Origin of the sequence: Roseimicrobium gellanilyticum (assembly GCF_003315205.1) — a bacterium.
Classification (GTDB): domain Bacteria; phylum Verrucomicrobiota; class Verrucomicrobiia; order Verrucomicrobiales; family Verrucomicrobiaceae; genus Roseimicrobium; species Roseimicrobium gellanilyticum.
Genome location: NZ_QNRR01000005.1, coordinates 340,398 through 353,649, shown reverse-complemented (window position 1 = coordinate 353,649; position 13,252 = coordinate 340,398). Strand labels below are relative to the sequence as shown.

At 60.2% G+C, this 13,252-nt stretch carries 12 protein-coding genes; 10 read left to right on the top strand and 2 right to left on the bottom strand.

All coding sequences use genetic code 11. The annotated features are described in order from the left end of the window. Positions 1-5 precede the first annotated feature (5 nt). From vccB to DES53_RS16245, 9 genes are all read left to right on the top strand, one after another. Positions 6-542: a Verru_Chthon cassette protein B gene (vccB, locus tag DES53_RS16285; RefSeq protein WP_147263440.1), complete on the top strand. Its 537-nt coding sequence runs from the start codon at positions 6-8 to the stop codon at positions 540-542. Positions 543-587: 45 nt separating this feature from the next. Further along, on the top strand, positions 588-1,706 hold the full coding sequence (gene vccC / locus DES53_RS16280; protein ID WP_113959338.1) for a Verru_Chthon cassette protein C: 1,119 nt from the start codon (positions 588-590) through the stop codon (positions 1,704-1,706). A 12-nt stretch (positions 1,707-1,718) separates the two neighbouring features. Then, complete coding sequence (gene vccD / locus DES53_RS16275) at positions 1,719-2,369, top strand: Verru_Chthon cassette protein D (RefSeq protein WP_113959337.1); 651 nt, start codon at positions 1,719-1,721, stop codon at positions 2,367-2,369. A gap of 93 nt (positions 2,370-2,462) precedes the next feature. After that, the gene (locus DES53_RS16270; RefSeq protein ID WP_113959336.1) at positions 2,463-3,233 is read left to right on the top strand and encodes an HAD family hydrolase; all 771 of its coding nucleotides are present in this window, start codon (positions 2,463-2,465) and stop codon (positions 3,231-3,233) included. A gap of 103 nt (positions 3,234-3,336) precedes the next feature. Beyond that, positions 3,337-4,692, top strand: a complete 1,356-nt coding sequence (locus tag DES53_RS16265; RefSeq protein ID WP_170157162.1) for an apolipoprotein N-acyltransferase — start codon at positions 3,337-3,339, stop codon at positions 4,690-4,692. Beyond that, complete coding sequence (locus tag DES53_RS16260; protein WP_113959334.1) at positions 4,689-5,462, top strand: SDR family oxidoreductase; 774 nt, start codon at positions 4,689-4,691, stop codon at positions 5,460-5,462. The genes DES53_RS16265 and DES53_RS16260 overlap by 4 nt, the downstream gene beginning before the upstream one ends. Positions 5,463-5,487: 25 nt before the next feature. Further along, complete coding sequence (locus tag DES53_RS16255) at positions 5,488-5,838, top strand: hypothetical protein (RefSeq protein WP_113959333.1); 351 nt, start codon at positions 5,488-5,490, stop codon at positions 5,836-5,838. Positions 5,839-5,844: 6 nt separating this feature from the next. After that, on the top strand, positions 5,845-6,819 hold the full coding sequence (gene queA / locus DES53_RS16250) for a tRNA preQ1(34) S-adenosylmethionine ribosyltransferase-isomerase QueA (RefSeq protein ID WP_113959332.1): 975 nt from the start codon (positions 5,845-5,847) through the stop codon (positions 6,817-6,819). Positions 6,820-6,952: 133 nt separating this feature from the next. Then, complete coding sequence (locus DES53_RS16245) at positions 6,953-7,762, top strand: class I SAM-dependent methyltransferase (protein WP_113959331.1); 810 nt, start codon at positions 6,953-6,955, stop codon at positions 7,760-7,762. A gap of 386 nt (positions 7,763-8,148) precedes the next feature. Here the strand turns inward: DES53_RS16245 and DES53_RS16240 are convergent, their stop codons facing one another. Both DES53_RS16240 and DES53_RS16235 read right to left on the bottom strand, forming a co-directional pair. Next, on the bottom strand, positions 8,149-10,341 hold the full coding sequence (locus DES53_RS16240) for a TonB-dependent receptor (RefSeq protein WP_170157161.1): 2,193 nt from the start codon (positions 10,339-10,341) through the stop codon (positions 8,149-8,151). Positions 10,342-10,692: 351 nt separating this feature from the next. Further along, on the bottom strand, positions 10,693-11,598 hold the full coding sequence (locus DES53_RS16235; RefSeq protein ID WP_113959329.1) for a hypothetical protein: 906 nt from the start codon (positions 11,596-11,598) through the stop codon (positions 10,693-10,695). 303 nt (positions 11,599-11,901) lie between these two features. Here DES53_RS16235 and DES53_RS16230 point away from each other — a divergent pair, with 303 nt between their 5' ends. Beyond that, complete coding sequence (locus tag DES53_RS16230) at positions 11,902-13,221, top strand: sensor histidine kinase (protein ID WP_113959328.1); 1,320 nt, start codon at positions 11,902-11,904, stop codon at positions 13,219-13,221. Positions 13,222-13,252: the final 31 nt, after the last annotated feature.

The following is a 13,252-nucleotide window of genomic DNA, read 5'->3' as shown; positions in this document are numbered from 1 at the left end:
TCCCCATGAAAAGCATCACCGCTGCATTTCGATCCTCGCGAAGGAACTTCGCCTCAGCATTCACCCTTCCGGAAGTGGCCCTCTCCGTGGGGATTGCCACCATCTGCCTCCTGACGCTCATGGGCATGGTCCCCTTTGGGCTGGACTCGATTCGTCACTCGGCAAACAAGCAGGCCGAGGCGCGCATGGTGCAGACCATCACGTCCTTCTACCAGACCACTCCCTGGGTCACGCAGGACAAGGGCTCAGGGACAACCAAGATCGAACTGAAGGACAAGATGTTCTTCTTCGACCAGACAGGCGCGGAAGTGCCGGGCGCTGATGACACGGACCGCATGTACACTGTCGAAGCGAAAGTAGAGCAAGTGCCTCCTACCATCCAGGGCGACAACTGGGGGAATCCCTACCTGCGCAAACTCCGTCTGCGCTTCACCGACAGACCCAACTATGCCGAAGCGCTGAAGGACAACTCGAAGCAGTTCAGCCAGCGCTCCGTGTGGGTGGCCAACCTCGAGCAGACCGGACCCATGGCGAAACTCTGATCCTCCCACGGTCTCCCTCCCCAGCCCTTCACCACCGCCATCATCATGGACTCTTCCTCCAAACAACGACGGAACAGGTATGGATTCACCATCGTGGAGCTGCTGGTAGCGATCAGCATTCTGGCCTTGATGGTCACGCTGCTGGCAGACGTGCTGGTTCGCACTCAGGATACTGTCAGCAAGGCCAACACCCAGGTCACGGAATTCCAGGAGGCCCGCGCCGCACTGGACTCCATGAGCTACTCGCTGTCCCAGGCTTCGCTCGATGCCTATTGGGCTTTCAAGCGGGATGCGAATGGCAATGCCACCTCCTACGAGCGGTCCTCGGACCACCACTTCATTCTTGCAGCCTCCAAGGATCTCGTGGGCACCAAGGGTGAAGAGCATGGTCAGGCCGTGTTTTTCCAGGCGCCCCTGGGTCATGCAGGCTCGCTGGGCGGAGCTGCCGGAAACGGAGGCGCCACCTCCCAGTATGAGCGCCTTCATGACCTCATGAACTGCTGGGGTTACTACGTGAAGTACGACAGCGACCTGGCCGAGCGGCCGAACTTCATGCAGCAGAATACGAACGTGAATCCCGAACGGAAACGCTTCCGTCTCATGCAGTATGCCCAACCCGCGGAGAAGAGCATCCTCTACAGCACCACGCTGAAGATAAACACCCAGAAGGCCCGGGCAGATGCCATCAAGTGGTTTCAAGACGATCTGACCGAGCATTCACGACCGGTTGCGGAAAACGTGCTCGCCGTGGTGCTGGTGCCATTCTCTGCGAATGTCACCGTGACGAACGCAGGCTCCGGCTACTCCGATACCAAGATCGAGCCGGACTCCAAGTATGGATATGACAGCCGTGACTTGCAGTGGAATGGCGTCAATACCATCAGCCGCTCACGGCAGCATCAACTGCCACCGATGGTGGGAATCACGCTGATCGTGGCCGATGAAAAGGAATACGACCGCTTCGTAAACTTGAACGGGGGCGACGCGGATGCGGCGGCTGAAAAAGTGCGCGGAGTGCTGAAAGGAAAGTTCACCGACTTTGCCAAGAACGCAGACGATCTGAAGGCTGTGGAAGCAGGTCTTGGCGGGCTCAAGCTCCACTACAAGCTGCTCACCACCACGGTTTCCCTGCGTGCCTCCAAGTGGATCACGGAACTCCAATAACCCGAGCCCCACATGCATACCCATCACGTCACGTTTTCTCCTGCCAGCCACCGGCGCAAAGCACATGGATTCACCTTGGTGGAAGTCCTCGTGGTGGTCTCCATCATGGCACTGATGCTCGCCATGGTGGGGCTCACGGTTCCAGGATCCATCGCCTCACAGAAGCTCAGCGGCATGGCAAGACAGGTGGCGAGCGACCTCGACCACGCCACCATGATCGCCCAACGGGACAACAAGCCTGTGGAAGTGCGATTCTACCGATGCTCGGAGGCAGGCATCGGAGGACTCGATGAAGGCAAGGAGTTCCGCGCCTACCAGATCGCCACCATCACGGGGTGGGATGCAGAAGGGAAACCGAAGATAGCCTTCACCCAGGAAGTCCAGCGCCTGCCTGCCGGCATTGTATTCACTCCGAATCCCAATCACACCACCCTGCTGGCGAAGACACCCGTGCAGGCTGGCCCCAACGACGCTGACATCGGGGAATCGTATGAATACATCAGCTACATCATCCGGCCAGATGGCGGGACCACCCTGCCGCGCCCCCAGAAGACCGTGCTCACCTTGGTGCAACAGAAGCATCTGGGCGGCCAGGGAGACCTGCCGCCGGACTTTCGCTCGATCGTGGTGAATCCCTACAACGGTCAAGTTACGCTCTACTGACTTTTGTCTCGGCGCCTCTGGATGCCTCTGTGTGAAACTTTTTGAGCGCCATAGCTTTTGACTCATCGCACGAATGCCGCACCCTGTGACGGCATGCCCAGCTTCGCGTTTTTTGATCTCGACCACACCCTGCTGCCGTTCGACACGCAGACCCTGTTTGCGAATTTCGTGCTGCGCCGCGAACGCTGGCGCACGGGCCTGCTGGCGGGAATCGTTCCCGTGGCCGTGATGCGAGCCGTGGGACTGGCAAAAACAGTGACCACCAAGCGCGCCTTCATGAGCCTCTACGCCGGCATGAAGCGTGAGACACTCCACGCCTACGCGAAGGAGTTCGCCGAGACCGATGTGAAACGGTGGGTCTACCCGGAGCTGCTGGAGATCATGGCGGAGCACCGCCGGGCAGGACGTACTCTCATTCTGAACACGGCCAGCCCGGACTACTATGCGCCTTTGATTGGCCAGGCCCTCGGCTTCGACCACAGCATCGCCACGAAGGTCATCATCCCAGAGAAGGTGAACGTGATGCCCCAAGTGGTGGGCCTGAACAACAAGCGCGAGGCCAAGCTGGTGCACATGAAACAGGCCGTGCCCGCCGTGGCCGCCGCCACCAAGGAGGAACTGGAGGACTCCTGGTCCTACTCAGACAGCTCCGCGGACCTGCCCCTGCTCAAGTTCGCAGGAAACGCCATGCTCATCCATCCCAGTCCTGCGCTGGAGGCCATCGGGAGGGAGCATCGCTGGCAGGTGCTCCGTCCGGCACGGCCCTATGCTGGCCGCTGGGGAAACTGGGGCAGCTCCCTCCGGCAGGCCGTGGGCGTCTACCCAGTGGGTCGACCTCAGCCCGATCACAGTGTGGACGCATAAGCCCAGTCTCAGATCATCATGAATTATTTTCGCCATCCGCCCCTTGCCACGGGCGCTGCTTGGCCTATGGCGTCCCCCGCCCATGCGTGAATCCCCCCCACTCATGCCCCGCTGCTTCTTCGCAGCACTGTCCGGTGTGTTTTATGCACTGGCCTTCCCACCTGTGAAGGGGAGTTGGTTGATTCTCCCGGGCATCATGGGCCTGCTGCTGGCCGTGCGTGGCCTGCGTGGGCGGCAGGCCTTTGTCGTGGGTTTCCTGCATGGCATGGTGGCCTTTGGCCTGGGACTCACCTGGCTGTGGCACATCTTCGGTGCGGGGGCGATCCTCCTGTGGGCGATTCTGGCCCTCTTTCCGGGAGCATTTGCCGTAGCTCAGGGCCGGGCCGTGGGCTTGGGACTGCGTGGGTGGCAGCTGGCGGTCTTCACCATGGTGAACTGGGCCGCGTGGGAATTCATCCGCGCGGAATTGTTCCCGCTACGCTTTCCGTGGATGACGGCCGGGCTCGCCCTCGGCCCCAATGCCCTGCTGCCCCGGGTGGGTGTGTATGGTGCCGGTGCGTGCCTGGTCCTGGGCGCTGCGTTCCTCCTCGGCCGACGCTGGTTCCCAGGACTCACCACGCTGGGAGCGCTGGCAACGCTCACGTTTGTGCAGCGTCCCGTCCCCGTGCCGGACAAGAATGGCCCCCAATCCATCCGGGTCGCTGCCATTCAGGGAGAGGACATTTCGCTTTCCGACTTGATTCAGGCGACACGTGAACTGCCCAAGGAAATCCAGCATGTGGTGTGGCCGGAGCATGCCCTGTCTTACGACGTGCGCGCCCATGCGGCCGAGTGGAAGCTGCTCACCACCTTCTGCAAGGAGGAGGACATCACCCTCACACTGGGCACGCATACCCAGCTCAACAAAGAGGAGGGCTGGTACAACACCGCCCTCACCTTGGACGGCCTGGGCGTGCGCGGGGAACATCACAAGGTGCACCCGGTACACCTCTTCGATGATGGCGTGCCCGGCAAAACCTCCCTGCCGGTGCCGACCCGGAAGGGAAACGTGGGCACGCCCGTCTGCTTTGACTGCGACTTCGCCGATGTGGCCCGTCGCATGACCGCCGCCAGTGCGGAGACCATCATGGTGCCCTCCATGGATGCTGCCCGCTGGGGCACCTGGCAGCACCTGCAGCATGCCGAGCTCTTCCGCATCCGCGCGGCGGAGAACGCACGCTGGATGCTCGTGGCAGCCAGCTCAGGGGTATCCCAGATTATCGACCCGAATGGCCATGTGCATGCCAGCCTGGCCCCCATGCAGCAAGGGGTGCTTACCGGGGTGCTGCAGCGCAGCACCAAGCAGACCTTCTACACCCGCTTTGGCTGGCTGGCGCCGTGGTTCATGCTGGGCGCGGCCGCCGTGTGGTGGATCGCCTTGCTCCTGCCGGGCGCTGCTGCTAAGAAGAGCGGTACATGAGCCAGGAGTTGTTTTCATTGAAGGGCCAGACCGCTGTGGTCATTGGCGGTACCGGAGAATTGTGCGGCGCCATTGCGGAAGGCTACGCCGCCGCTGGCGCGGAAGTGGTGCTGGTAGGCCGGGACGCGACCAAGGCGCAGACCAGGCTGGACCGCATCAAGGACGCCGGTGGCAACGGCTACTTCGTGGCCTGTGATGTGGGCCAGAAGGCTGGACTTGAATCCCTGCTGAACGAAGTCATCGAGCGCAGCGGCAAGGTCGATATCCTGGTAAACGGCGCCGGTGTGAACTCCCCCACCCCCTTCCTCGACATTACGGAGGAGGAGTACGACCGCATCATGAACATCAACACGAAGGCCACCTTCCTGGCCTGCCAGGTGTTTGGCCGTTACTTCGTGGATAACAAGATTGCCGCGAGCATCGTGAATCTCGGTTCCATGTCGGGCCTCATCCCGCTGAGCCGCGTCTTCACCTACTCCATGAGCAAGGGTGCGGTGCACAACCTGAGCCGCAACCTCGCACGCGAGTGGGCTCCTCTGGGCATCCGCGTGAATACCCTCGTGCCCGGCTTCTTCCCCGCCGAGCAGAACAAGAAGGTGCTCGTGCCCGAGCGCGTGGCCAAGATCATGGCCCACACTCCGATGGCCCGCTTCGGCGAAGCCAAGGAACTCGTCGGCGCCGCCCTTCTGCTTGCCGCGAATGGTGCGGGCTCCTTCATCACCGGCCATGAACTGGTCGTGGATGGCGGGTACTCGGCGATGACGATCTAAGACCTCTCGTGCGCGGCCGCACGCCATGATCAAGGAGTTCCAGTTGCTCAATCGTGAAAGGTTTGACGCGTTCTGGAAAGCTGTGCAGAAGGGACGCATCGAAGCCCGGGCTTGGAAGCTCTACCTCACTGCCACCTTGATCCTGGCGGCCGCCCTCTTTGGGTTGTACTGGCTGAAGACATGGTGGCCACTCGATGAACTGGTCATCGCGAGTTACTTTGCGTATGTCATCTGGGTTCGGAACAAGACATTGAGCCGTGAAGAGAAACGCTTTCTGACATGCCCGAACTGCGACCGCGAATTCAAATCATCAGACATCGAAGCCATCGTGACCACCTCCAGATGCCGCAAATGCGGCGCGGACATTCTTGCCTAGAAGACGATGCTCACCTCCGACTTCGACTACCACCTCCCTGAAGAGCTCATTGCGAGCGAACCGCTCGCAGATCGCGCAGCTTCGCGCATGATGGTGGTGCATCGGGAGGAAGGACGCATTGAGCACCGCAGCTTCCGTGATTTGCCGGAGTATCTGCACGAAGGGGACCTCGTGGTGCTCAATGATACACGCGTGGTGCCGGCAAGGTACTTCTCCAATGATGGGTCGAAGGAATTGCTGCGCCTGCAGGCGTTCTCACCGACCAAGTGGCGCTGCATGGTGAAGCCGGGGCGCAAGCTGCGCCTTGGCAATGCGATCACCATCGGCGAGGCCACGGGCACGGTGCTGGAGATTTATGAGAACGGTGACCGCTTGATCGAGTTCGACCGCGTGGTGGATGAGAAGTCCCACGGACATCTCGCGCTACCGCCATACATGCACCGGCAGGATCGCGAGGATGACAAGGAGCGCTACCAGACGGTGTTTGCCCGTGAGGAAGGTTCCATCGCCGCGCCCACGGCGGGGCTGCATTTCACGCCTGACGTACTATCGAAGCTGCCACATGCGTTCGTGACGCTGCATGTGGGCGTCGGCACCTTTCAGCCGGTGAAGGTGGACCGAGTGCAGGACCACGTGATGCACTCGGAGCGGTATTCCCTCAGCGAAGAGACGGTGGCGAAGATTGCGGACGCAAAGCGCGTGCTTGCCGTGGGCACCACGGCCACACGGGTGCTGGAAAGCACCGCTGCGAAGCATGGCAAGGTCGTCGCCGAGAGTGGCGAGACGAACATCTTCATTCACCCGCCGTACCAGTTCCGTGTGGTGGGTGCCTTGCTCACGAATTTCCATCTGCCCAAGTCCACGCTGATGATGCTCGTAAGTGCGTTCGCCGGGCGCGAGCTGATGCTGCGCGCGTATGAAGAGGCGATTCGCGAGCAGTACCGCTTCTACAGCTACGGGGACTGCATGCTGATAGTGTGAAGAACATCGACGGGACCGCTAACAGGCGCTAAGGAACGCTGATAGCCTCGCTTCCATGCTCTTCCCGGCTGCTGGGTTCTCCTATTAGCGTTTGTAAACGTCCACTAGCGGTCCAAAAATTTCCCTTTCCATCATGCCCAACTCCACCCCTGAATCCCGCGACTGGTACGACACGCCTTTGTACTACGACATCATCTTCGACGCGGACACGGAGAAGGAGGCGGACTTTCTGGAGATGATGATGGTGCGTCATGGACAGGTGAAAAAGGCGCGCAGCGGTCCGCTCAGAGTTCTTGAGCCCGCCTGTGGCTCCGGACGATTGGTAGCGGCGCTGGCGAAGCGTGGGCATCAAGTGCACGGCTTCGACTTGAACGAGAACATGCTCGATTACTCGCGAGAGCGTCTTCAGGACACCGACTTTGAGGTGTCGTTGTGGCAGGATCGCCTGGAAGACTTCCGTGTCCCGGGACGCAAGCGCTTCGATCTTGCCCACTGCCTCGTGAGCACCTTCAAATATGTATTGGAAGGCGCAGGCGCCGAGTCCCACCTGCAAAAGGTGGCAGACAGCTTGTACCAAGGTGGGCTCTACGTCCTCGGCGTGCACCTCACCGACTACAACGATGCGAGCCCGCAGCACGAGCAGTGGGAAGGCAAGCGCGACGGCATCAAGGTCACCTGCAACACGCACACCGACCCGCCCAATCGCCGGGCGCGCACGGAGGATCTTCGCACGCAGTTACGCATCACCCGCGAGCGACGCACCTGGACGCAGGAGACGCGCTGGCAGTTCCGCACGTACAACGCAGCGCAGATGAAGAACCTTCTCAAGACCGCGCCCCAGTTCGAACTGGTCGCGTGTCATGACTTCCTCTATGAAGTCGATGAGGAGCGCAAACTGGATGACAGCTACAGCGACATCGTGCTGGTGCTAAGGAAGAAGTAGACGCCGGCAGGAGGGTCCTGGGTGTAGCGGGCTGCATTGGATTCAACACAGAGACGCAGAGGCACAGAGGAAGCTTCGGAGAAAGACAAATGCACCAGCAGCGGAAATACCGGTCCGAGGGCTGGCCACAGTTCAGTTTCTGATGGGCTGCAAATCGATGACTACTCACTCGGAACAATCCCAGTCTCCGAAGTTCCTCTGCGTCTCTGTGTCTCTGCGTTGAACACTCTGCACTCAAACTCACCCACGATCAGCCGGCTCACCACCGTGGCGACGCTCCCCTTGCCGGGCACCCAACAAAAATCACCGCGCACCGGGAGGTTTCCCTCTCCAACGCGCGGTGATGACCAACCGACACTAACTACTGCTTCTGAACGAAACCGGGGTTAGAAACGCATTTCCGCACCGAAAACGAAGTTTACTCCAGGCTCGTTCTGGCCGGAGCCGTGGATGCGGTAGTCTTCATCAAAGACATTCTCCACCGCCATGGTGAGCGTGAGGTTGTCCGTGGCACGCCAGCCGCCACGCACCGTGGCAAGGGTGTAGCTGGGGGTGCCGCCAAGAGGAATGCGTTGTGTGTCGGCCTTGTCGCCCGCGCTGAGGCGATCGGCGCGATCCGTGATCTGCACATTGGCCTCCGCCCACCAGCGGCGGGACGGATTGTCATAGCGCACACCCACCAGCCCGGTGAAGGGAAGAAGGCGGCTGACCGGCTCTTCCACGGACTTCGGTGAAGACGTGGGGAAGCCATCCACCTTGCCATCCTGCCAGGCAACGGTGCCATAGAGGCTCCAGTCTTCGGTGACCCGCCAGTTCAAGGCAAACTCGATGCCCTGCACATAGCCATCACCCGCGTTCTTCTTCTCCACCTCGGCACTACCGTCGATGATGCGCCCCGTGGGAGCACGCACAATCATGTCTGTGATGTCCGTGTAGAAGTAGGCAAGGCTTGCGGACAGCGTCTCCGAATCCCAGCGCACACCGGCTTCGGTGAGGATGTACTCTTCCGGATCGAGGCCGGGCGAGGGCACTTCGAGTTCACCAGAGCGGGCAATGTCAAAGCGAGAGAGGTCGCTCAGGTTCGGTGCACGGAATCCTTGGGAGATGCCAGCGAAGAGTTTCAGCTTCTTTTCATCATCCACGCTGTAGAGGAAGCGGGCGCTACCGCTCACATTGTGCCAGTGGTCGTTGATGGAGATGACGTCTCCTGTGTCTGGATCCTGAGCACGGCCGATGTCAGCATCCGCATAGGTGTAGCGCACGCCGAGGATCATCTTGAAGCGATCCGTGAGATCGACCTCGTCCTGCAGGTACACACCGGCGAGATGGTAGTCGGCATCATCACCCACGGGGCCTTGAATGCCCACGCTATCAAGATCCCCACCTTGATAGGAGCGGCGGTAGGAGTCCACCTGGTCGAGGTAATAGCTTGCGCCATAGCTCAAGAGACCGATGGAAGTTTCACTCTGCAGATTGAGTGCGAAGCCCCACGTGTTCACATCGAAGCCTTCTTCATCATACCGGGAGCCGGTGCGAAGACGGTAGCGGTCTTCACCCTGGAAGTGGTGGGAGAAGGTGAAATCATAACGATCCACAAAGCCGCCAGCGGGATTTCCTTCGAGGCGGATGTAGCTCAGGTAGCGGTCCTGGTCGAAGTAGTGCTGCAGGTCCGTGCCCACGCTGCTGCCTGCGAAAGGCACGGCGTAGATGGTGCGGTGCGTGCGCACCACATCATACTGGTGCATCTGGTTGTGCGCGATGATCAGCTTCGTGTCTGGATCGAGGAAGATCTCCACCTTCGCGTCGATGCCCAGATCATCATAACCAGTGAAGGGCAGCTCGCCAAGGTCAGCGGCCTCGATGTTGCCGAAGCTGCGTCCCGTCACGCCCACGAAGACACCGTACTTCTCCCATTCGCTCACGCTGCCTTCGAGACGACCCGTCCAGGAATCTTCCCCAGTAGCATAGCGCACATAGCCCATGCCAGTCACATAGGGGCCGAGGCCCACGGGCTGGGAAACAGGCTGCACGGTCTTCGCGCCCTTGCCCTGTTTGCCGGACACGGTGACCGGTGCCGTCGGCTGACGATAGGCCGGGCCCTTGGTCAGGGCATTCACGGTACCACCGATGGAATCACTTCCATACAGGACCGAGCCCTGGCCCTTCACGAGTTCCACGCCCGAAAGGCTGAGCGAGTCAATCGTGCTCCAGTACTGGTTGGGACCTTCACGGAAGACCGAATTGTTCAGGCGGACACCATCGATGAGTGCGAGGTTGCGGAAGCCGGTGAAGCCGCGGATGAAGGGCGAACCTTGTCCATTCGCCGTCTGTTGAAACAGGACCCCAGGCGTCTCCTTGAACACTTCAGGGAAGCTGGCGACGTTGAGTTCCTGAATGCGCTTCTCGTCGATCACCGTGACGGAATACGGCACATTGTCCGCGGCTTCTTCCGAAAGCGTGGCCGTGACGATCACGGGCTCCAGAGTTTGCGTGGGCGTGGGAGGTGGGGCTTGGGAGTACAATGACTGCGAGGCGAGCAGGGCCCCGAGCAATGTTGGGAGTGAGGTGGTGAGTTTCATGGGATGAGTGAGCAGTCCATGCATCCCATTGCAGGGTGCATGAGACCGGCAGCCATCTTGCGGAACTCACTTCCGAAGGCCAAAAGTGGAAATGGCGAACGAAAAAAATGAATGATCCCGCGTTGCTGGAAAAGCGCTGCTCGGGGCCCCTTTTAGCCACAGAAAAAGGCCCGCGGAACATTTCTTGTCCACGAGCCTTTGCGGACTCCATGTCCCTCTTAAAGGGTGGGAGAGATATTTCTCCCTTTCTGCGGAGCTTCCGGACAACACACTGCATGCCCGGAAGCTCCTTCTCCGGCCCTCTACGACCGGATCAGAAATGGATGAATTGGTGTATCAGTTGATGATGCCTTACAGACGCGTGCCGCTGGTGGGCTTGTAGTGGCTCTCCTTGGAAGGACCGCCGAAGTCCCAGCCGAAGACCACGTAGGATTCGGTTTCAGGAGATTCGTCCGTGCAGCCGAAGAGGCAGACGAGGTCGAGGTGAGCCTTGTTGGAGAGGCGCCACTGGACTGAAGGTCCGATGTTGAACTTGTTCTCACCGGAGCCGCGGTTGGAGGCTTCGTCCTCGTACACATAGCGCATTTCAAGGCCCGCGGAGAGGATGCGGTCGATGATGGTGTAGCTGATACCTTGGGCGACCACGAACTCGTTGGTGAGTGCCCCGCCGATTTCGCGCTCGTACACAAAGTTCAATCCGTAGTGGAGCCGCGGAGTGATTTCGGTGCCGAGGAGGAGCTTGAGTTCAATGACGTCATCACCGTGGTCGGGGTCGACGAACTTGTATTCACCGTAGAGCGTGGGGTTGAGAGGAATCACGCCCCAGTCAGCAAGGGCCCAGCGAAGTTCCACGGCGAAGTCCTTGAAGTCGGTCTCACCTTCTTCATGCACCCACTCATAGTACAGGTCGAGTTGCATGCGATGGGGCAGGCCGATTTCGAGCTCTTCAATGAAGAGGTGCTTGGACGGGCCGTCATCATAGGTGCGGGCGCGCCACCACTGCTCAAAGGCGACCTCGCCAGGAGCACGCTGGATGTACACGCGTGTCGTGGGGAAACGGCGGGCGGTGGTCCACTCGGGTGCCTTGTAGGGTCCCACGAGGTCATTTTCCGAAACGACAGCAGAGTCGTTTGCATTCACGTAGATAGGCGGGAGATCCTTCTTCGCGGCAGGCTCGGCGTTTTCAGCAAATGCAGTCGGGAGGGTGGAAGCTGCGAGCAGAGCTGCTGGCAGCCAGGTGAGGAGTCGGTTTGTCATTGGTTGGTTGAGGTGAGGCCGCCATCTAACGAAACGGGGCATGCGAACGGAAGCGTGAAGATCCGCAATTGCGGAGAAATTTTCACACGCACACACATATCTTAACCAACTGTTTTTAAACATATTACGCATACACACCGAACAATATCAGGGCAATTATGGATAGATTCCGCCCTTGGCTTTGGCCCGATGAACAAAAAGCATCCATGACTTTCGGCCCACTAACCTGGGGTTGCCCATCTCCCACATCCTTCTGAAACAAAAATCCTCGCATGCAGAGGAGCGCGCTCCACACTTCGCCCTGTGTCACATGCCCGTCTTCCATGGCGCATCGCCCTGCCATTCGCCGCCTTTGTGCTGGTGGGGTCGATTCTCCTTGTGGCACTCACGTGGTGGAGTGTGCGGGAGGATGAGAGCCGGGATTTTGCCGCGCTGGCACGCACGAATGCCGAATTCCTCCGCCGGATGACGCTGCCACCGAGTGAGCGCATGGCGTCCCAACTTGGTGAAGTGCTGAATGTCTCCGTGTACTTCCGGCATCGGGACACTGGCATCCTGACTCCAGCGCCGACGCAGGAGATTCTTCAGCGGGGCTTGTCTCTCGTCCGACTTCCTGCGGATGGTTGGACACACGCCTTTGAAGGATTGGAGGCCGTGGCCATCCCCATCGGTGACCTCCGCGACCTGGTATTCGTCCGGCCTGAGGTACGCCTGCCCGCGATCCTGCAGCATCCCAGGACTCTTGCCATGCTGGGAGTTTTCTGGTTTCTGGCGCTGGCCTTTGGCTGGGCACTGGCTCGTGGACTGGTGTTGCCGCTGCGCCATCTCGCAAAGCAACTCCCGGCCATCGAGACACCCGGCCCCATTTCCCTGCCGGAAGCCTCACGGCAGGACGAAATCGGCGACGTAGCCCGCGCATTCCTCCGCACGCGCGAGGCCCTGCAGAGTGAGCGTGTGCAGCGCGCCCAGGCAGAGAAGCTCGCCGTGCTGGGCCGCATGACCGCAGCGCTCGCGCATGAAATCCAGAACCCCGTGTCTGCCATCAAGATGCATGCGCAACTCTGGCCGGGCGGCGAGGAGGAGGGACGCATCACCGCAAAAACCATCGAGCACGAGGCTGCGCGAATCGAGAGCCTCGTCAGCCAGTGGATGTATCTCAGCAAACCCCAACCACCCACCATGCGCCGCGTGGATCTCGCCACCGTGCTGAGACAGGTCCTCCAGGTACACCAACCGCAACTCGAGCACGCACAGATCCACACCTCGCTGGAAGTCCCGGCGGAGTTCACTGTGCGTGGTGATTCACGCCGTCTCGCCCAGGTATTCAGCAATCTCCTTGTCAATGCCATCCAGGCCATGCCCATGGGTGGAACCCTGAGGGTGGAAGGCATCTCCGATGAGAAGGGCACGACCATTGCCTTCATGGATAGCGGAAAGGGTTTCTCCAAAGAAGCGCTGTCACGATTCTCCGAGTTCTTCTTCACCGAGAAGGAAGGGGGCATGGGCATCGGACTCAGTGTCGCGGCGGAGATTGTGAAGGCGCATCAAGGTGAACTGCGCGTCGAGAACCGCGAGCAAGGCGGAGCCAGTGTGCTGGTGTTGCTGCCTCCGGCGAAACAATGATCTTGCCATTGCCGGTCGTATGCAGGTTTGG

Bases quoted from the DNA above. Each gene is read 5' to 3' on its own strand.
- vccB (WP_147263440.1), top strand. From the start codon at position 6: ATGAAAAGCATCACCGCTGCATTTCGATCCTCGCGAAGGAACTTCGCC.
- vccC (WP_113959338.1), top strand. From the start codon at position 588: ATGGACTCTTCCTCCAAACAACGACGGAACAGGTATGGATTCACCATC.
- vccD (WP_113959337.1), top strand. From the start codon at position 1,719: ATGCATACCCATCACGTCACGTTTTCTCCTGCCAGCCACCGGCGCAAA.
- DES53_RS16270 (WP_113959336.1), top strand. From the start codon at position 2,463: ATGCCCAGCTTCGCGTTTTTTGATCTCGACCACACCCTGCTGCCGTTC.
- DES53_RS16265 (WP_170157162.1), top strand. From the start codon at position 3,337: ATGCCCCGCTGCTTCTTCGCAGCACTGTCCGGTGTGTTTTATGCACTG.
- DES53_RS16260 (WP_113959334.1), top strand. From the start codon at position 4,689: ATGAGCCAGGAGTTGTTTTCATTGAAGGGCCAGACCGCTGTGGTCATT.
- DES53_RS16255 (WP_113959333.1), top strand. From the start codon at position 5,488: ATGATCAAGGAGTTCCAGTTGCTCAATCGTGAAAGGTTTGACGCGTTC.
- queA (WP_113959332.1), top strand. From the start codon at position 5,845: ATGCTCACCTCCGACTTCGACTACCACCTCCCTGAAGAGCTCATTGCG.
- DES53_RS16245 (WP_113959331.1), top strand. From the start codon at position 6,953: ATGCCCAACTCCACCCCTGAATCCCGCGACTGGTACGACACGCCTTTG.
- DES53_RS16240 (WP_170157161.1), bottom strand. From the start codon at position 10,341: ATGAAACTCACCACCTCACTCCCAACATTGCTCGGGGCCCTGCTCGCC.
- DES53_RS16235 (WP_113959329.1), bottom strand. From the start codon at position 11,598: ATGACAAACCGACTCCTCACCTGGCTGCCAGCAGCTCTGCTCGCAGCT.